An 18,842-nucleotide genomic window follows, 5' to 3' on the forward strand; every position below is an offset into this window, starting at 1 on the left:
AAAGGAATTATAAACAATCATTTATCTTTTTATTGATTTGTTTTTTCACGAATAAATGCTTCAACTTCATCTGCTGTATTCATACTTAATAGGGTATCTTTATAAGATGCTAGTTCTTCTTTAGATAATCCTTTAATTTGTGTACGAGCAGGTAAGATAGATGTTGCACTCATACTGAATTCATCCAGTCCTAAACCGAGTAAAATCGGAATTGCAATGGAATCACCAGCCATTTCGCCACACATTCCAGCCCATTTACCTTCAGCATGTGCTGCTTCAATGACATTATGAACTAAATTCAAGATTGCTGGATGATATGGTTGGTATAAGTAGCTTACACGTTCATTCATACGATCTGCTGCTAACGTATATTGGATTAAATCATTTGTTCCAATACTAAAGAAATCTACTTCTTTTGCAAATTGACGTGCAATCACTGCTGTTGATGGAATTTCTACCATGATACCAATCTCAATAGCATCAGATACTTCTACACCTTCAGCAACTAATTTTTCTTTTTCTTCTAATAGAAGTGCTTTTGCTTGTCTGAACTCATCTAATGTTGCAATCATTGGGAACATGATTTTCAAGTTACCAAATACACTTGCACGTAATAATGCACGTAATTGCGTACGGAAAATATCATCGCGCTCTAAACATAAACGAATGGCACGATACCCTAAGAATGGGTTCATTTCTTCAGGTAATTCTAAATATGGAAGTTCTTTGTCTCCACCGATATCTAGTGTACGAACAACAACAGGTTTGTCACCCATTTGTTCTAAAACTGCTTTATATGATTCAAATTGCTCTTCTTCTGTTGGTAATTCTTTTTTACCCATATAAAGAAATTCTGTACGATAAAGGCCTACACCTTCACCACCATTATTTAGTACACCAGTCACATCTTCAGGTGTTCCAATATTTGCAACCAATTCTACATGTGTACCATCTGCAGATACTGTAGGCTCATCTTTTAATTTTGCCCATTCTTGTTTTTGTTGTTCAAATTGTTGTAACTTTTCTTTGTATGATGCGATAACATCATCAGACGGATTAATGATTACTTCTCCATCAATACCATCAACAATGACAAAATCACCATCATTAATTTTGGCAGTTACTTCTTTTGTACCAACAACTGCAGGAATTTCTAATGAACGCGCCATAATAGCAGAGTGTGATGTACGTCCACCGATATTTGTTGTAAAACCTTTTACAAATTGCTTGTTTAATTGTGCTGTATCAGAAGGTGTTAAATCTTCTGCGATAACAACAACTTCTTCGTTAATTAGTGCAGGATTTGGAAAAGATACATTCAATAAGTGTGCCATCACACGTTTTGTTACATCTTTAATATCCGCTGCACGCTCACGCATGTATTCATTGTCCATATTCTCGAACATTTGAATAAACATTTGTGCTGTTTCATCTAATGCGAATTCAGCATTTACTTGTTCTGATTCAATCTTATCTTTAATTGGATTGATTAATTCAGGATCACTTAAAACTAATAAATGCGCAGAGAAAATTTCAGCATGCTCATCACCTAAGCTAGCACGTGCATGTTCTTTGATTTTCTCTAATTCTGATTTAGATACTTCTAATGCATTTGTTAGTCGCTCAATTTCTTTTGTAGCATCTTTAATGCTTTCTTTTTTGAAAGAAAGATCTGGAACAGCTAATTTATATGCTTTTGCAATCGCGATTCCACTTGATGCTGCAATTCCTTTTAAATTACTCATGTTGAGATTACTCTCCTAGTCCTTCTGATTTAATTACATCTACTACTGCATTTACTGCCTCTTCTTCATCAGAACCTTCAGCGATGATTTTGATTTCTGCACCTTGAGGGATTCCTAGAGACATTACACCCATAATTGATTTCAAGTTGATTGACTTACCGTTATATTCTAAAGTCATTTCAGATGCAAAGCTACCTGCTTTGTTTACTAATACAGTTGCTGGGCGAGCATGTACTCCTGTTTCATCTGTGATTGTTACTGTTTTTTCTACTGCCATAATGTAAAACCTCCTAAGTATATTAAAAAATTGTATAGCTACCTCTTAATTTTACTCTTTTTTGTAGTCATATTTCAACAGTCCGCGTAAAATGTCAAAAAATATTTTAAAATTCATAGTAAGTAGCAACGTTATTATAATGATTTTGACTAATTTCGACAAGTGATTTGCTCATTTAACCATTGGAAAATATCATGAAATATTTCACTATTATTTTTTTCATTTAATATTTCATGCCGTAAACCTGGATATACTTTCATATTAATGAATTCTATACCAGCATCTTTATATAATTTCACTACTTTTTCTGTACCTTTACTATAATTCGTCGCAGGATCCTCTTTACCCGTTAAAAATAATAGTGGAATGTGCGGATTTATTTTCTTTATCTCTGATTGATCTTGGATGAGTGAAATGCCTTGATACAATTCATAGAAAAATTGATTACTTGGGACAAATCCACAATAAGGATCTTCTATATAATCTGTAACAGTATCTTCATTTTTACAAACCCAATCGAATTCTGTATTGTTTGCTGTCTTTTTATTGAATTGAAAAAATGTAAGTTTGTTTGCGAATTGCCCTTTTGTTGTATTGCCTTTAAACGAAATGATTGATGATAGTAATAATTTTCCGAAAGCTAGTAAAGCAGATGGTTGATAACCTGAACCAATTAAAACAGCACCATTTAACGGAATCATAGGTACAAGTGCTAGTGCACGTCTACTTAAAAAAGAACCCATACTATGGCCGATTAAAAAGTGTGGTATGCTAGGATAGTCCTCTTCAATCTTATTGGATAGCTCTACAATATCCATTGCCACACGATCAAATGTGACGTGATCACCAAAATAACCTATGGAGTCATTTGCCGCACCTGTTTGTCCATGTCCACGATGGTCATGGCCATATACGATAATATTTTTGGCATTCAAAAATTGTGCGAACTCATGATATCTAGTTATATGTTCTGCCATCCCGTGGGCAATCTGCACTGTTGCAATCGCTTCGTGTACATCATCCCATTTCTTTACGTGTATCTTTTTTCCATCAGACATTTCTTCCCAATACTCATACATTTCCCCGTACCTCCTATTTACATCCTAGTGTTAACTATACTATATTTCAGTAAAAATAGGAGGAATCATCCTCAATTAGGTCATTCATATGTTTCACTTGAAATAGGATAGAAATATTTACTATTATATATGGAGATATTTTTAGAAAAGGCTTGCTTAATCTAGTTAGATTATGCTAAATTGATATTATGTATTTGTACGTCTAGGGGGTGTTTGCTCATGTTAGCGACGATGATGACATTGCTAATTATTGATGCAATCGTATTAATTGTTTTAGTTTTATTACAATCAGGTAAGAGTGCTGGTCTATCTGGAGCGATTTCAGGTGGGGCAGAGCAATTGTTTGGTAAGCAAAAAGCCAGAGGAATTGATGCAGTTCTACATAGAGGTACTGTAATTACAGGAACATTGTTCTTCATCTTAACTTTTGCACTTGCTTATTTGTTATAATGTAATTGATTTTCGCAAATCACAAAAACATCCTTTGCAAAATATGAGCAAAGGATGTTTTTTCAATTACTAAAAAAGGAATACTAATGATAGAGAACAGACTTATTTACATATTTGAAGGAGAGAGATTACATGAAAGTAAAACAACCAGAACCATTTATGTTTGAAGCAGGTGATCGTGCGGTATTATTATTACATGGCTTTACAGGCCACTCTGCAGATGTACGCATGCTTGGTAGGTTCTTACATAGTAAAGGCTATACATGTTATGCACCAATCTATCGTGGTCATGGTAAATCACCAGAAGAACTAATTGATGTCACTGCAGAAGAGTGGTGGGAAGATGTAGTGGAAGCATATCAAACATTGAAAGATAAAGGATACACTAAAATTGCAGTAGCAGGACTTTCTTTAGGTGGTGTGTTAGGACTACGACTTGCATGTAATCAACCTTTACAAGGTGTTATAACAATGTGTTCCCCAATGTATTTTGATAATGAAGAGCAGTTAACGATTGGGTTTAGACAATTTGCCAAAGAATACAAACAATTAGAAAGAAAAAATGAAGAAATTATCAAGCAAGAGGTAGATCAACTCCTCGAAGCTTCTAAAGGTTTATTTCAACAAATTGCTGCATCTATTGAGAGAGTGAAAGAAAATGTCGACATGCTTTATACACCGACATTTGTCATTCAGGCGACAAATGATCAGATGATTAACCCAGATAGTGCGAATTATATTTATGAAAATGTAGAATCAGAAAAGAAAAAAATTAAATTTTATGACAATGGCACACACGCAATTACATTTAGTAATGCAAAGGATGAAATGCATGAGGATATTTACACATTTCTAGAATCACTTGAATGGTAAATTGCCATAATAAGAAAGCGTGAAAAATAGAGAAAGAGGTGAATGGATTGGAACTACAAAAAAAGATTCTTAATTTTTTTGAAGAAAATAATACAAAACCATATTCTGTGCAAGAGATTGAAGAATTGTTAGAACTAGATGATCCAGAGGAATTTACACAATTAGTAAAAGCATTAAATGCATTAGAAGAAAAAGGTGAGCTCATTCGAACAAAGAAGAATCGATATGGCTTACCAGAGAAAATGAATTTAATTCGTGGTACGATTCAAATGCATGCAAAAGGGTTTGCTTTTTTAATTCCTGATGATGACACAATGGATGATGTGTATATCAATCAAGCGGATTTACAGTCAGCTATGAATGGGGATCGTGTATTTGTACGCGTAGATAGTCGTGATGAATCTGGCAAACGAGCAGAAGGTGTTGTTGTCAGAATTATAGAACGTCAATTGAAACAAATTGTAGGTACGTACGAAGATAATGGTGCGTTCGGTTTTGTTATAGCAGATGATAAAAGAATTCCAAATGATATTTTCGTACCAAAAGGTCAATCAAAAGGTGCAGTAAGTGGACACAAAGTAATTGTTGAAATTACGAAATATCCTGAAGGTAGAATGAGTGCGGAAGGAGAAGTCATTCAGATTCTTGGGCACAAAAATGATCCTGGAATGGATATTATTTCGATTATTTACAAAAATGGTATTGCAATTGATTTTCCACAAGAAGTACTTGATCAAGCGGAGCAAATTCCTGAACAAATTCATGAATCAGACCTTGTGAATCGTAAAGATTTACGAGAAGAAACGATTGTTACAATTGATGGTGCGGATGCAAAAGACCTTGACGATGCCGTTACTGTTAAGAAATTAGAGAATGGCAATTATAAATTAGGTGTCTATATTGCTGATGTGACACATTATGTAAAGGAAAATTCACCAATTGACAAAGAAGCATTTGAACGTAGTACAAGTGTGTACTTGGTTGATCGAGTGATCCCAATGATTCCACATCGTTTATCAAACGGAATTTGTTCATTGAACCCTCAAGTGGACCGACTTGTTCTTGGCTGTGATATGGAAATCAACCAAAAAGGGGAAGTAGTGAGTCATGATATTTTCCAAGCTGTCATTAATACAACAGAGCGAATGACGTATAAAGCTGTGAATCAAATTTTAGTGGATCAAGATGAGGAAGTAATTGCTCGTTATCAACCTCTTGTCCCATTATTTGAAGATATGCGTGATTTAGCTCAAGTATTGCGCGAGAAACGATTTGGCCGTGGTGCAATTGATTTCGATTTTAAAGAAGCACAAGTACTAGTAGACGACAAAGGAAAAGCAGAAGAAGTTGTCATTAGAGAACGTTCTGTTGGTGAGAAATTAATCGAAGAATTTATGTTATGCGCAAATGAAACAATTGCTGAACATTTTCACTGGATGGACGTACCATTTATTCATCGTATCCACGAAGATCCTGATCCAGCAAAACTACAAACATTTTTTGAATTTATCGCTCGATTTGGATATGTAGTGAAGGGGTCGTCTAATGAAATTCACCCACAAGCATTACAACAAGTGTTGGATGAAGTGAAAGGGACAGATGAAGATATTATTATTTCTAAGTTAATGCTTCGTTCAATGAAGCAGGCGAAATATGACCCACAAAGTATTGGTCACTTTGGTTTAGCAACAGATTATTATACACATTTTACATCACCAATCAGACGATATCCTGATTTAATTGTACATCGACTTATCCGCACATACTTAATTGATGGAAAATTAGACAGTCATACAAGAGCACATTGGAAAGAAAGAATGCCAGACATTGCGAGACACACTTCGATGAAAGAACGGGCTGCTGTTGATGCAGAACGAGAAGTGGACGATCTTAAGAAAGCAGAATTTATGCTCGATAAAATTGGGGAAGAATTTGAAGGTGTTATTAGTTCTGTTACAAATTTTGGTCTATTTGTAGAACTTCCAAATACAATTGAGGGACTTGTACATGTTAGTTATTTAACAGATGATTATTACCATTTTGATGAGCGCGCATATGCAATGATTGGTGAAAGAACAGGGAATGTATTTCAAGTTGGTGATCATATTACAGTTAAAGTCGCACAAGTAAACTTAGAAGAACGTGCCGTTGATTTTGAAATTGTCGGTATGAAGCCAAGAAGGAATAGACAAGCAAAAGAAGGACCAAAAGTCATTGAAGCAAAACGTGAGAAAAAAGGGTTAAAGAAAGTTGCAAAAAAAACACAAAAAGCCAATGGTAAAAGAAAAAATGGAAAGAAGAAAAAGCGGAAATAGAAGCAAGCACTTCTATTTCCTTGTTCCCCTCCTTTTTGCCATAGCATCTGCTGCCGTTTTTTGCTAAAATAGTGATACGTAACAAGTAGGAGGAACGAGAAATGGCAAAGCATGAAAGTAAAGCAATTGCACAAAATAAAAAAGCAAGTCATGATTTTTTTATTGAAGAAACATTTGAAGCAGGAATCGTGTTACAAGGGACGGAGATTAAATCTATTCGTAAAAGGCAAGTGAATTTAAAGGATAGTTTTGCTACAATTCGAAATGGAGAAGTGTTCTTACATAATATGCATGTTTCTCCATATGAACAAGGCAATCGATTTAATCATGAACCAACAAGAGCGAGAAAGTTATTGCTACACAGAAAGCAAATTGATAAGCTTATTGGTGAAACAAAACAAGCTGGTTATTCATTAGTCCCATTAAAAGTATATATTAAGAATGGTTTTGCAAAAGTTCTGCTTGGGTTAGGGAAAGGAAAGAAAAAATTCGACAAACGTGAAGACTTGAAGCAAAAACAAGCGAAACGTGATATGGATCGAGCGTTAAAAGACCGTAATTAACGGAATTTGGCAAGTGTATACTGTTGATAATTCGTGTGAATATGTTATACTATTTATTGTGATAGGATAATTGAATATTTAGCCTCATGCTTACTCATATCCGTATCTCTTTATTTTAAAGGGGACGTTACGGATTCGACAGGGGTAGGTCGAGCTCAGGTTGCGCGTCGAGGTTACGACTCGTAAAACGTTAACGCCAATAATAACTGGCAAAGAAAACAATTACTCTTTAGCAGCTGCGTAAGCACTGACTAAAGGATCCTTCCTACCATCGCCCATGTGGTAGATTGAAGGGTCTCACTTATTAGTGGGCTACGCTATTCTCCTCCGTCTGTGGAGTAATAGAAGAGATTAATCAGACTAGCTACTAGAACGCCTGTTGGTAGGCATAATAGTTAGCGAAGAGCAAATATACCAACTACACGTGTAGACGCCTGAGTGCCGATACCTTTGGACGTGGGTTCGACTCCCACCGTCTCCACCAATACATAACCAAGCTTGATTTAACAAGCTTTTGGATTTGGTGGTATTATTTCAATAGTTTTGAAGCCTTTTTCCATTTTAGGAGGGCTTTTTTTCGTTTTATTAAGTAAAATTTAGATAACCTATTTCAATAGTAAAAGTGTGCGAGTTTAATTGAAGGAGGACAACAAATGAAAGCAGTAATTGTCAAACAACCAGGTGGTGCAGAACAATTAAATATAGTAGATTATGAAAAACCAGTATGCAAGGATGGAGAGTTGTTAATCAAAGTAAAGGCTGCAGCGGTTAACAGAACAGATATCGTGAATAGACAAAGCAGTTCCGGATATTTGAAAAACCCAATATTAGGTATCGAGGTTGCGGGAATTGTAGAAAACACAGGGCCAAACATAAACATACCAATCGGTACACGTGTCATGGGTCTTGTCAATGGTGGTGGTTATGCTGAATATGCTGTGATGCCTGCTGAAAGAGCGATGATTATTCCAGAAAATCTCTCATTTGAAGAAGCTGCAGCGATTCCTGAAGTGTTCTTAACAGCTTACCAAACATTATTTTGGTTAGGTCAATTAAGTAAAGATGAAACAGTATTGATTCATGCTGGAGGTAGTGGAGTTGGAACAGCTGCAATTCAACTAGCAAAACAATTGGGGCAAGCGAAAGTCATTACAACTGCAGGAACTACTGAAAAGTTAGATATTTGTGCATCGTTAGGCGCAGATATTTGTGTCAACTATAAAGAAAAGAATTTTGATGAAGAAGTATTAAATATAACAAAAAATCAAGGTGTCGAATTAATCCTTGACTTCATTGGTGCATCCTATTGGAGTAGAAATCTTTCAAGTATCAAGATAGATGGTCGATGGGTGCTCATTGGGGTTTTAGGTGGTACCAAAATAGAGAATATGAATTTAATGGATCTCATGTTAAAACGAGTGCAACTTACTGGAACTTTACTTACACCAAGAAGCGATGTTTATAAGAGAGATCTTACGACAGAATTTTTCTCGAAAACTGTAGAACTTTTTAAAAATAATAAGCTTCGTCCAATAATCGACAGTGTCTTTTCTTTTGAACAGATTCAACAAGCACATGAGCATATGGAGAGTAATAAAAATATTGGAAAGATTATCTTAAAAGTTCAGTAAAAATCTAGTAAATACAGTGAGTAAGATTTTTTAGATTCAATTTAATAGAATAGGTTGGCACAAAGTCGTACTAATTTCGGTACGGCTTTGTTTCATTCTACCTAAAAAAATAGTTTTTACCCAATCTATTAAAAATAAAACGTAATCTATTATTTTGAAATATATTTGTAATATTACTTAAATAAATCTGACATATTTCTATGTTACACTGTGGCTAGTGAATAAATATAACATTGATGAAATCACTTACATAGTTGTATTCACTGCTATTTTAATTATTAAAGGCAGGGGAACGAATTGCGAAACATTAAAATTTTTGTCAAACAGTCAGCTATTACAGCTACAATTGTAACAAGCTTGTTTTTTGTACATAACCACACATTACATGCAGAAACAGAAGCGGAAATACAATCACAACGTTCTGCAGTTCAAACAAACATAGAATTAAAACAATCAGAAATTCAAAAGATAAAAGATGAATTAATTACATTAACTGAAAAATTACAACGATTAGAAGAAGCGATTAAAGATAACGAAGAAGTCATGAATCAAACAAAGAAAGATATGTCCAAAGTAGAAGAAGAAGTAAGTGAATTAGAAGCATCCATTACAGATGTGCAAAAAGATATTGATCGTCGGAATGAAATTCTAAAAGAACGTATTTCTTCCATGCAAGAAAATGGCGGGGCTACAAACTATTTAGAAGTATTACTAGGTGCAACTAATTTTATTGATTTTATTGATCGTTTTTCTTTAGTAACTAAAATTACGAAAGCAGATCAAGATTTATTAGAATCACAAGAAGAAGATAAATTAAAATTAGAAGAACAAAAAGCAAATTTAAATCAGAAACTATTAGAATTAGAAGATTTAGTTTTAGAATATGAGCAAATTCAAGAACAAGTCATTGCACAAAAGGAAGAAAATGAAAAGGTTAAAGAAGAGTTAGAAAAGAAACAAGAGGAAAATAAGGATATACTAGATGATCTTCAAATAGAAGATGCGATTTTAGCTAACAAAGAAAGAGCTTTGAGAGAAGCCCGTGCTCAAGAACAACTATTAAATGCGCAACAAACGAGTTCTTCTGCTTCAAGTGAAAGTGGAAATAGTGCTGCGTATAAACAATATGCGTCTAAATCCACATCTACAAGTACAGAAACAACTGTTGCTTCAGGAAACCTACAAACTATTATCAATGCTGGTAATAAGTATATTGGGAACTCTGTCTATGTATTTGGTGGTGGGCGAAGTGCATATGATATAGCAAATGGTAGATTTGATTGTTCAGGATTTGTTAGTTGGGCATTCAAACAAGGTGGTATTAGTTTACCTGCAAGTACTGCATCCATGCAATCTGTAGGTGTGAAAGTATCAACTAGTGAAATGCAACCAGGAGATTTAGTATTCTTTAATACGTACAAAACAAATGGGCATGTTGGTATTTACTTAGGAAATAACAAATTCATTGGTTCTCAAAATAGCACAGGTGTAGCGATTGCAGATATGAATAGTTCTTATTGGAGTAAAACGTTTGCAGGTCACGTTCGTCGTGTTGCACAATAAATATAAGTAAAGCGTCCGTATAATAACGGACGCTTTTCGATTTGATTTATTCTCTTGTTACTTTTCTAACAGGGTGCTTCCACTTTTGTCTCGTCTAGCAATATTTATTGTATGCTTCTTGGAGCTGTTGAATGATATCTTCCATATCATGTCCTTCAATCTGTTCACGTGGAATAAAATATTGTAATTTTCCGTTTTGAACAATTGCCATTGATGGTGAGGACGGTTCTACTTCTTCAAAGTATGAACGCATTTGTGTTGTTGCCTCACGGTCTTGACCAGCAAATACAGTTACTAGTTGAACTGGTTTTTTGTCATGTGATAACGAGCGTACTGCTGCAGGACGTGCTAATCCAGCTGCACAACCACACACAGAATTAATCACAACAAGTGCAGGTTTGTCGTTATTATTCATAAATGTATCTACTTCTTCTATAGTTGTCAGTTCTTCGAAACCCGCACTTGTTAATTCCTCACGCATTGGTCTTGAAACTTCACGCATATATTCTTCATAAGCATTCATAATAAATAGCCTCCTTCAAATTAATATACAAATGATTCATCTTCTAATTCTAATAAAATGAGAAGAAATAATATGATTTGTACGCATTAGTTTTACTATAGCAAAACAATGACAAGGAATCGAATGATTTGTTTTAAATCATACAGACCTTTACCCATCCACGTACACCATTAATAAACCATATTTCGTCAAAAGTATCGATTGTATCTTTATGGATATTTTTCTCTATCAATACCCCATCATCTAATAGTTTCGATCTCATTGTCCCTCCAAGTAAACCAGCAGAAATAGGAGGTGTGTAGTATAATTCTCCTTTTTTAAAGACGACATTTCCAAATGTGAATTCTGTGATATAGCCTTCCTCATTCCATAATAATGTAGAAAAATTAGATGCTGGCGCGTTTGCATCATTCTTTTCATAAATTGCCCGATTCGTTGTTTTATGGTATAAAAAGATATTATTTTTCGAGATTGGCTCTGTAGCAATCCTTGTATATATTTCAGTAAGTGGTATATCTATCCTTGATGTTGTAATCGAGAGTTCTCCATTTCTATTTAATAATAGTCGTATTTTGTAATCTCCATCAGGATAATCTTTCACGATATGCGACAAGTTTTCTTTTACATGTTTATAGCTGCATGGATAGTTAAAGTAGCTTGCTGAATCATTCAATCTTGTAAGATGATAAGAAAGTAAAGGATAACTTCCATCTTTTAGTAATATTGTTTCAAGTAAGTCAAATTCATTTCTGTTTTCTGTCAAAAAAGCTGTTTTCTGTATCCATTCTTCATATTCTTCATTGTTGGAAGAATGCCATGTGATTCCACTACCTGTACCAAAAGAAAGATGAGAAGTGTGTGTATAAATGGATAATGTTCGTATTGGTACATTAAATATCGCTTCTCTTGATGGGCTAATCCAACCAATTGCACCACAATATACTTCTCTTGGAGTCTTTTCGACCTCTGATATGATTTTCATTGTTTCTACTTTAGGTGCTCCAGTTATCGATCCACAAGGGAACAGTGCTTCAAACCAATTCCAAACAGTGAGTGATGTGTCTAATTTTGCTTCAATTGTTGAAGTCATTTGATGAACAGTTGGATATTGTTCGATGTCAAATAATTTTGGTACGTGCACACTTCCAGGTTGCGCGATTCTACCTAAGTCATTTCGAAGTAAGTCGACAATCATCACATTTTCCGCTCGATTTTTTTCGGAGGATTTGAGTGCTTCTTTCAATAGTAAGTCTTCTTGCGTTGTTTTTCCTCGTTTCATTGTACCCTTCATTGGTTTTGTTTTGATGAGACCATTCTTCACTTGAAAAAATAATTCTGGTGACATAGATAGTATGTGATAGTTTCCTATATCTAAATAAGCATTATATGGTGCTTCTTGATTTTGCCGAAGTTGATTGTAGTAGGAGTAGCTATCACCATTAAATGTAGAAGTAAGTCTTGTCGTATAATTAACTTGATAGGTATGTCCATATTGAATTTTTGATTTTATATGTTGAATTGAATCGTTATATTCATCAAGTTTTATAGTATTTTTCCAATCGGAAACGCGATAGGCTTTATCTAATTGTTCTTTCTTTTTAGTAGCTTCCTCAAACACTCCAAACCAAACTAAAGGCATTGTTGGATTAGAATGAACTTGATATGCATGATCAAAAGCTGGTGCTGCTTCATATGAGACGTATCCAGCAACATAGTACCCTTTATTTAGCGCATCTTCCACTTGATCAAATATTGATTTCACTTCACTTAGTTTATTTGTTGTTAATATCTTGATTGGATTTTCAAATACTTGATTCATTTCACGGAAATCAAATTGTAAATAGATACTCAATTCTTTTCCTCCTTTCTAATGATTGGGTGAAGTTGCAATGACAAACTATTTTTTATTAGTTCAAACCCATATTCAGTTAAAATTGCCTCTGGATGAAATTGTACACCTTCAATTGGATAGGTAGGATGCTTTACTGCCATAATCAAATCATCTTCTGTATGTGCACTGATGTCTAATTTGGATAGTGAATTTTTATCCGCAATTAAAGAATGATATCTTGTTACATGAAAAGATTGTGGTAAACCATTAAATACTCCATGATTTGTATGAGTAATCATAGAGGTCATTCCATGAACAGGGTTAGCTGAAGGAACAATTTTCCCATCAAAAAATTCAACAATAATTTGCATGCCTAAACAGACACCGAAAATTGGTGTGTCTTGATAGAATGTCTGTAAAATTTCTTTACAAATACCACTATCCGTAGGAGAGCCAGGTCCTGGTGATAGAACAATTAATGTAGGGTGTAGGTCTTTTAATTGTGCAACTGTAATAGCATCATTACGAAATACAATTACATCTGTATGTATTTGTTTATAATATTGAACAAGATTGTATGTAAATGAATCATAGTTATCTATAATGACGATCATGTGTATTCCCTCGATTCGATTTTCTAATTCCTTCTATATAATATGTAACTAATATTATCTGAATTGAAGTGTGATGGAAAGTATTTGTCACAAAATTGTACGAAATCTAGTTTATCATGAAATATGATAACAGCTTGAGAATGGCTTTAGACTGAACATTGTGGGAACATGGGGAATGTTGACATTTCTTCCTTCATTCTTTATAATGAATCTCGTACTTAGTAATGATAATCAATTTCATTTATCGAACTAAGAATAATATATAAAGTGATGAGGATTACATATGAGATTATGGATGTTGATAATTGCTACAATTGTCTTGTCATTCGTATCGTTATTTATCGGCGCAATTGATATTAATATTAGTGATCTCTTTGATTGGAATTCTGATGAGACCCAAATATTTTTAGTCAGTCGTGTCCCACGTTTATTAGCGATCATCTTGGCAGGAGCTGGAATGAGTATTGCAGGGTTAATTATGCAAGCGTTAAGTAGAAATAAATTTGTTTCACCTACGACAGCAGGTACGTTAGATGCTGCGAAACTAGGAATCTTAATTTCTATGCTTTTTCTTACAAATGTTACATATACGCAACAAATTTTATTTAGCTTTGCTTTTGCACTAATAGGTACATTTGTTTTTATGCAAATATTAGATCGAATTAAATTTAAAGATGTGATATTTGTTCCTTTAATTGGTATTATGTATGGAAATATCTTATCTTCTATAACGACATTTTTCGCTTATGAAGCGGATTTAATTCAAAATATTTCTGCATGGTTAATGGGAAGTTTCACATTAATTATCGCGGGAAGATATGAGCTTTTATTTGTGAGTATTCCAGCGGTTATTCTCGCATACTTGTATGCAAATAAGTTTACTGTTGCTGGAATGGGAGAAGAATTTGCCAAGAATTTAGGCTTAAGCTATAAAGTTATACTAAATATTGGATTGGTATTAGTAGCAATCATTTCAACGACAGTTGTATTGACTGTTGGTATGATTCCATTTTTAGGACTGATTGTGCCTAATATCGTATCCATTTACTTAGGAGACAATTTACGGAAGACGATTCCTCATACCATGTTATTAGGTGTTGTATTTCTATTAATCTGTGACATTATTGGACGTGTGATCATCCACCCATACGAAATCCCTGTGAATGTAACAGTAGCTGTAATTGGTAGTGCAATCTTCTTAATTATGTTATTTAGGGGGAGAGCATATGCGAAATAGTACAAAAATCATTATTTTATTTGTATTAGCTATCTTATCTGTATTACTATATGGATTTTATGACATTAAAGGTGGATTTGATTATGCTTTTCCTAGAAGAATGATCAGAGTTGGTGCGATGGTTATTACAGGAATTGCAATTTCTTATTCGACAGTAGTATTCCAAACTATTACTCATAACCGAATTTTGACACCATCTATGATGGGAATTGGTTCAATGTATGAAGTTGTTCAAACATTGATTTATTTCTTCTCAGGATCGATGTCGATATGGGTTATTAACAAATATTTGAACTTTGGTGCAGCTATTACTGCAATGGTAGTCTTTGCATTATTGTTATACCGCTTTTTATTTAGAGCAGATAAATATCCAATCTATTTGTTATTATTAATAGGTATGATTGTAGGAACATTGTTAGGAAGTTTCGTCACTTTCCTACAAGTACTTATTGATCCAATAGAATACTTAAGTTTACAAAGTATGCTCTTTGCATCCTTCACAAAAGTGAAAGCAGAATTGCTTTTAATTGCATTAGCGGTGTTATTGATTGCATTTATATATGGATTTTTTATCATGAAAAAACTAGATGTGATGTCATTAGGACGAGAGAATGCCATCAATCTAGGTATTCATTATGATCGAATGGTGATGAATGTATTAATCTTATCAGCAGTATTAATTGCAACATCCACAGCGTTAGTTGGACCAATTACATTCTTTGGATTAATTGTTGCAAATTTATCGTACCAGTTTTTAGTCACATATAAACATTCCACTTTGATACTCGGTGCGAGTTTATTTAGTATCGTTGCATTAGTTGGTGGACAATTCCTAGTTGAACATATTTTTGAATTAAATACGACGATTAGTGTCATTATTAACTTTGTTGGTGGTATTTACTTTATCTACTTATTATTAAAAGAAAGTAGGGCTTAATCATGATTGAAATTAAAGGGTTAACGAAACAATTTGGCAAAAAACCTGTAGTAGAAGATGTTTCTGTGAATATTGAACAAGGCACAATTACTTCATTTATCGGCCCAAATGGTGCGGGTAAGTCTACACTATTGTCAATGGTAAGTAGGTTATTAGATGCAGATACTGGGGAAGTTTTGTTAGATAATAATAATGTGAAAAAGTGGAAATCCACGGAATTTGCAAAACGTGTTTCGATTCTAAGGCAGGCGAATTATTTAAATGTGCGTCTAACTATTCGTGAGCTAGTATCCTTTGGTAGATACCCTTATTCTAAAGGAAGATTAAATGAAGAAGATGAGAAGTATATAGACCAAGCGATTGAATATATGAATCTAGTAGATATACAAGATCAATTTTTAGATGAATTATCAGGTGGTCAGAAACAACGAGCTTTCATTGCAATGGTTATTGCCCAGGATACGGATTATATTTTGCTAGATGAGCCATTAAATAACTTGGATATGAAACACTCTGTTCAGATTATGAAAATTTTGCGTAAATTAGTAGATGAATTAGGTAGAACGGTTATTATCGTATTACATGATATCAATTTTGCTTCAGTTTATTCCGATCGTATCGTCGCACTGAAAGACGGAAAATTGGTGAAAAATGGTAAAACACACGAGATTATTAATTCGGAATCACTAAGAGATATTTATGATATGGATATTCCAGTTCAAGTACAAGATGGATGTAGAATATGTGTTTACTTCAATTCACACACTTGATTTTTTCCACATAGCCTAGAGAAACAAGCATTCGATATGTTTCTTTAGGCTTTTTATTAAAATAATTTTAATTGAAAAAAGTTATCAATTAGTATTGACGAGATGAAAATTGGATGATATAGTATATTTTGTGAGTGATAATGATTATCATTACTAATAATATTACATAGAAGGAGAGAATTTTATAATGAAGAAGTGGAGTATTTTATTTTTATTAGCATTATCGTTAACATTTATGTTAGCAGCATGTGGATCATCTGATAGTAGTTCATCAGATAATGATGGAGAAGCAGCTGCAGCAGAAGATCAAGGAACAGATACGAATGAAGAAGCTAACGTAGAGGAAGATTCTGCATATCCAATGACAGTATCACCAACGATTGCATCTTCTGAAGACCGTGAAGGAAATGCGTATAGCTTTGCAGATGTAGAATTTGAAAAAATGCCTGAGAGAATTGTTGTATTTGATTATGGATTCTTAGACACATTAGATGCTTTAGGTGTAGAGGGTATTGTAGGTGTAGCAAGTGGAACTAATCTACCAGCACAATTGGAAAAGTACAATTCTGATGATTATACAAATGTTGGTTCATTAAAAGAACCATTACTTGAAGATATCGCAGCACTTGAGCCAGATGTTATTTTTATCTCTGGACGTCAATCGGCTTTCTATGATCAATTAAAAGAAATTACACCAAATGTTGTATTCGTTGGTACAAACCAAGACGATTATTGGAATACATTTAAAGCATCTGTAGATATTGCGGCAAAAATGTTCGATAAAGAAGCAGAAGCAGAAGAGCATTTAGCTAAAATTGACGAAGCATTAACAAAAGTAAATGAATTAGCAGAAAACTACGAAACAAGTTTAGTAACAATGTACAATGAAGGAAGCTTATCAGGATTTGCTACAAATTCACGTTTTGGTTATATCTATAGTGAATATGGATTTACACCAGTAACAGAAGATATTGAAGCATCTTCTCATGGTTCTAACTTCGGATTTGAAGCAATTTTAGAATTTGATCCACAAGTATTGTTTGTTATTGATCGTACTGCAGCAATTAATGGGGAATCTAATATCGAAACAGATATGGAAAATGCGATTGTTGAAAAAACAGAAGCATACAAAAATGATAAAATTGTTTATTTAGATGGTGCTTTATGGTACTTAAGTGGTGGAGGACTTCAGTCAGAATTAGCTAAGATTGAAGAAGTAATTACTAAATTAGGTGAATAAGCATTAAAACCACCTTGATTGTCAGTGTAAACTGATGAACAAGGTGGTTTTTTTGTTTCTTAACTTTTTAATAATAGGATTTATGAATTAAAAATAAGTATAAGTATGCAAAAACAAGTTGTATATTAGATGAAAATTAGGTATTATGAAGGAGGAATAATACTTATTTATGACTAATTATCAAATTTCAGATTGGAGAAATATGAATATGGTACTATCGACAGATATGAATGTAAATGAGATGATTAAAGAGCTGTATAATGGTTCTGTGCAATCAATAAATAACATAGTACCTATCCCTCATGACTTTAAGCCACCTAAAATAGTAGTGGAACCACTACATGTTGAATATGGTGTATTGATTGGTTTTAGCGGTTCATTTAAAGGTGATTTATTGATACAAGCTAATCATGGTGTTTTTGGAGCGGTAGGCGAAGCATTATATGGAATGCAATTATCAGAGGAAATGTTAGACTCTTTTTCTGGTGAACTAGGTAATATGGTAGCAGGTGGCATTTCTACATATCTAGCTTCAAATGCGATTGAAACAGATATTACGCATCCGACTATTATTAGTGGTAATGCAAAGTTGACAGGATTTAAACGTGTTTTAGAAGCTGAAGTGGAATTCAATCAAATAGGCAACATGAAACTTTCTCTATTATTAAATCAATAATATTTAAAGAATACATTGGTAGGTGAATTGAAAATGGAAGAATTATTAACAAAAACTATTATTTTTAAATTAAATGATCAAGAATATGGGGCAAACATTTCACAAATACTGTCAATTGAAAAATTACAAGACCATGATATTGTGTCAGTGCCGCAAACATCTGCTTTTATTAAGGGAATTATTAATTTACGTGGAGCAGTCACACCTATTATTGATTTACGAGCAAGATTAGGATTTGAAATGAAAGAAGTTACGGAATTAACTAGAATCTTAATTGCGAATGTGAATGACATACAAGTTGGATTAATTGTAGATGAAGCGACAGATGTTATTGATATTGAACCAGAAATTGTTGAGGAAACACCAGATTTAATCAATGATTTGGATCATCGATACTTGAAAGGTGTAGCAAAAATAGAAGGAAGAGGCATGCTTCTATTATTAAATCTAGATCATGTCTTAAGTAATGATGAGTTATCAGAAGTAAAGCAAGTAGTAAATGATTAATTAATTTTGGA

The 18,842-nt window shown here is 33.7% G+C and carries 18 protein-coding genes and 1 other RNA gene; 13 read left to right on the plus strand and 6 right to left on the minus strand.

What is annotated here, in order from left to right:
- Positions 1 to 29: 29 nt before the first annotated feature.
- The 3 genes from ptsP to ACFOZ1_RS04645 form a co-directional block, all read right to left on the minus strand.
- Positions 30 to 1,745 carry a phosphoenolpyruvate--protein phosphotransferase gene (ptsP, locus tag ACFOZ1_RS04635; protein ID WP_390196455.1) on the minus strand — a complete coding sequence of 572 codons (1,716 nt, stop codon included), beginning with the start codon at positions 1,743 to 1,745 and terminating at the stop codon, positions 30 to 32.
- 7 nt (positions 1,746 to 1,752) lie between these two features.
- Entirely contained in the window at positions 1,753 to 2,022 is a 270-nt protein-coding gene (locus ACFOZ1_RS04640) for a phosphocarrier protein HPr (RefSeq protein ID WP_390196457.1), read from the minus strand.
- Between the two features lie 149 nt (positions 2,023 to 2,171).
- The gene (locus ACFOZ1_RS04645; RefSeq protein WP_390196459.1) at positions 2,172 to 3,101 is read right to left on the minus strand and encodes an alpha/beta hydrolase; all 930 of its coding nucleotides are present in this window, start codon (positions 3,099 to 3,101) and stop codon (positions 2,172 to 2,174) included.
- 219 nt (positions 3,102 to 3,320) lie between these two features.
- Between ACFOZ1_RS04645 and secG the strand changes: the two genes are divergently transcribed.
- From secG to ACFOZ1_RS04680, 7 genes are all read left to right on the plus strand, one after another.
- The gene (gene secG / locus ACFOZ1_RS04650) at positions 3,321 to 3,551 is read left to right on the plus strand and encodes a preprotein translocase subunit SecG (protein ID WP_390196462.1); all 231 of its coding nucleotides are present in this window, start codon (positions 3,321 to 3,323) and stop codon (positions 3,549 to 3,551) included.
- Between the two features lie 132 nt (positions 3,552 to 3,683).
- Complete coding sequence (locus ACFOZ1_RS04655) at positions 3,684 to 4,424, plus strand: alpha/beta hydrolase (RefSeq protein WP_390196464.1); 741 nt, start codon at positions 3,684 to 3,686, stop codon at positions 4,422 to 4,424.
- A 47-nt stretch (positions 4,425 to 4,471) separates the two neighbouring features.
- Positions 4,472 to 6,739 carry a ribonuclease R gene (gene rnr, locus ACFOZ1_RS04660; protein ID WP_390196466.1) on the plus strand — a complete coding sequence of 756 codons (2,268 nt, stop codon included), beginning with the start codon at positions 4,472 to 4,474 and terminating at the stop codon, positions 6,737 to 6,739.
- Positions 6,740 to 6,840: 101 nt separating this feature from the next.
- Positions 6,841 to 7,302, plus strand: coding sequence for an SsrA-binding protein SmpB (gene smpB, locus ACFOZ1_RS04665; RefSeq protein WP_390196469.1), 462 nt, complete (start codon positions 6,841 to 6,843; stop codon positions 7,300 to 7,302).
- Between the two features lie 120 nt (positions 7,303 to 7,422).
- Positions 7,423 to 7,786, plus strand: a transfer-messenger RNA (tmRNA) gene (gene ssrA / locus ACFOZ1_RS04670).
- Positions 7,787 to 7,955: 169 nt separating this feature from the next.
- Complete coding sequence (locus ACFOZ1_RS04675; protein ID WP_390196472.1) at positions 7,956 to 8,933, plus strand: NAD(P)H-quinone oxidoreductase; 978 nt, start codon at positions 7,956 to 7,958, stop codon at positions 8,931 to 8,933.
- 297 nt (positions 8,934 to 9,230) lie between these two features.
- Positions 9,231 to 10,496, plus strand: a complete 1,266-nt coding sequence (locus ACFOZ1_RS04680) for a C40 family peptidase (RefSeq protein ID WP_390196475.1) — start codon at positions 9,231 to 9,233, stop codon at positions 10,494 to 10,496.
- A gap of 94 nt (positions 10,497 to 10,590) precedes the next feature.
- Here ACFOZ1_RS04680 and ACFOZ1_RS04685 read toward each other — a convergent pair whose 3' ends face one another.
- The 3 genes from ACFOZ1_RS04685 to ACFOZ1_RS04695 form a co-directional block, all read right to left on the minus strand.
- A complete protein-coding gene (locus tag ACFOZ1_RS04685) occupies positions 10,591 to 11,022 on the minus strand; it encodes a BrxA/BrxB family bacilliredoxin (protein ID WP_390198057.1) in 432 nt (143 codons plus the stop codon).
- Positions 11,023 to 11,152: 130 nt separating this feature from the next.
- A complete protein-coding gene (gene pabB / locus ACFOZ1_RS04690) occupies positions 11,153 to 12,871 on the minus strand; it encodes an aminodeoxychorismate synthase component I (protein WP_390196477.1) in 1,719 nt (572 codons plus the stop codon).
- Positions 12,868 to 13,464 carry an anthranilate synthase component II gene (locus tag ACFOZ1_RS04695; RefSeq protein ID WP_390196479.1) on the minus strand — a complete coding sequence of 199 codons (597 nt, stop codon included), beginning with the start codon at positions 13,462 to 13,464 and terminating at the stop codon, positions 12,868 to 12,870. Before ACFOZ1_RS04695 ends, pabB begins: the two co-directional genes overlap by 4 nt.
- Before the next feature lie 283 nt (positions 13,465 to 13,747).
- Between ACFOZ1_RS04695 and ACFOZ1_RS04700 the strand changes: the two genes are divergently transcribed.
- The 6 genes from ACFOZ1_RS04700 (at position 13,748) to ACFOZ1_RS04725 (ending at position 18,831) form a co-directional block, all read left to right on the plus strand.
- Positions 13,748 to 14,701, plus strand: a complete 954-nt coding sequence (locus ACFOZ1_RS04700; protein ID WP_390196481.1) for an ABC transporter permease — start codon at positions 13,748 to 13,750, stop codon at positions 14,699 to 14,701.
- The gene (locus tag ACFOZ1_RS04705) at positions 14,691 to 15,638 is read left to right on the plus strand and encodes an iron chelate uptake ABC transporter family permease subunit (RefSeq protein ID WP_390196483.1); all 948 of its coding nucleotides are present in this window, start codon (positions 14,691 to 14,693) and stop codon (positions 15,636 to 15,638) included. The genes ACFOZ1_RS04700 and ACFOZ1_RS04705 overlap by 11 nt, the downstream gene beginning before the upstream one ends.
- Positions 15,639 to 15,640: 2 nt before the next feature.
- A complete protein-coding gene (locus tag ACFOZ1_RS04710; RefSeq protein ID WP_390196485.1) occupies positions 15,641 to 16,408 on the plus strand; it encodes an iron ABC transporter ATP-binding protein in 768 nt (255 codons plus the stop codon).
- Between the two features lie 187 nt (positions 16,409 to 16,595).
- Positions 16,596 to 17,648, plus strand: coding sequence for a siderophore ABC transporter substrate-binding protein (locus ACFOZ1_RS04715; RefSeq protein WP_390196486.1), 1,053 nt, complete (start codon positions 16,596 to 16,598; stop codon positions 17,646 to 17,648).
- A gap of 169 nt (positions 17,649 to 17,817) precedes the next feature.
- The gene (locus ACFOZ1_RS04720; RefSeq protein WP_390196487.1) at positions 17,818 to 18,324 is read left to right on the plus strand and encodes a chemotaxis protein CheX; all 507 of its coding nucleotides are present in this window, start codon (positions 17,818 to 17,820) and stop codon (positions 18,322 to 18,324) included.
- A 33-nt stretch (positions 18,325 to 18,357) separates the two neighbouring features.
- Entirely contained in the window at positions 18,358 to 18,831 is a 474-nt protein-coding gene (locus tag ACFOZ1_RS04725) for a chemotaxis protein CheW (protein WP_390196489.1), read from the plus strand.
- Positions 18,832 to 18,842 lie beyond the last annotated feature (11 nt).

Origin of the sequence: Gracilibacillus marinus, from assembly GCF_042651725.1 — a bacterium.
Classification (GTDB): domain Bacteria; phylum Bacillota; class Bacilli; order Bacillales; family Amphibacillaceae; genus Gracilibacillus; species Gracilibacillus marinus.

Bases quoted from the DNA above. Each gene is read 5' to 3' on its own strand.
- ACFOZ1_RS04710 (WP_390196485.1), top strand. From the start codon at position 15,641: ATGATTGAAATTAAAGGGTTAACGAAACAATTTGGCAAAAAACCTGTA.
- smpB (WP_390196469.1), top strand. From the start codon at position 6,841: ATGGCAAAGCATGAAAGTAAAGCAATTGCACAAAATAAAAAAGCAAGT.
- ACFOZ1_RS04700 (WP_390196481.1), top strand. From the start codon at position 13,748: ATGAGATTATGGATGTTGATAATTGCTACAATTGTCTTGTCATTCGTA.
- ACFOZ1_RS04675 (WP_390196472.1), top strand. From the start codon at position 7,956: ATGAAAGCAGTAATTGTCAAACAACCAGGTGGTGCAGAACAATTAAAT.
- ACFOZ1_RS04695 (WP_390196479.1), bottom strand. From the start codon at position 13,464: ATGATCGTCATTATAGATAACTATGATTCATTTACATACAATCTTGTT.
- ACFOZ1_RS04655 (WP_390196464.1), top strand. From the start codon at position 3,684: ATGAAAGTAAAACAACCAGAACCATTTATGTTTGAAGCAGGTGATCGT.
- ACFOZ1_RS04640 (WP_390196457.1), bottom strand. From the start codon at position 2,022: ATGGCAGTAGAAAAAACAGTAACAATCACAGATGAAACAGGAGTACAT.
- ACFOZ1_RS04720 (WP_390196487.1), top strand. From the start codon at position 17,818: ATGACTAATTATCAAATTTCAGATTGGAGAAATATGAATATGGTACTA.
- ACFOZ1_RS04725 (WP_390196489.1), top strand. From the start codon at position 18,358: ATGGAAGAATTATTAACAAAAACTATTATTTTTAAATTAAATGATCAA.
- ptsP (WP_390196455.1), bottom strand. From the start codon at position 1,745: ATGAGTAATTTAAAAGGAATTGCAGCATCAAGTGGAATCGCGATTGCA.
- ACFOZ1_RS04715 (WP_390196486.1), top strand. From the start codon at position 16,596: ATGAAGAAGTGGAGTATTTTATTTTTATTAGCATTATCGTTAACATTT.
- ACFOZ1_RS04645 (WP_390196459.1), bottom strand. From the start codon at position 3,101: ATGTATGAGTATTGGGAAGAAATGTCTGATGGAAAAAAGATACACGTA.
- secG (WP_390196462.1), top strand. From the start codon at position 3,321: ATGTTAGCGACGATGATGACATTGCTAATTATTGATGCAATCGTATTA.
- ACFOZ1_RS04705 (WP_390196483.1), top strand. From the start codon at position 14,691: ATGCGAAATAGTACAAAAATCATTATTTTATTTGTATTAGCTATCTTA.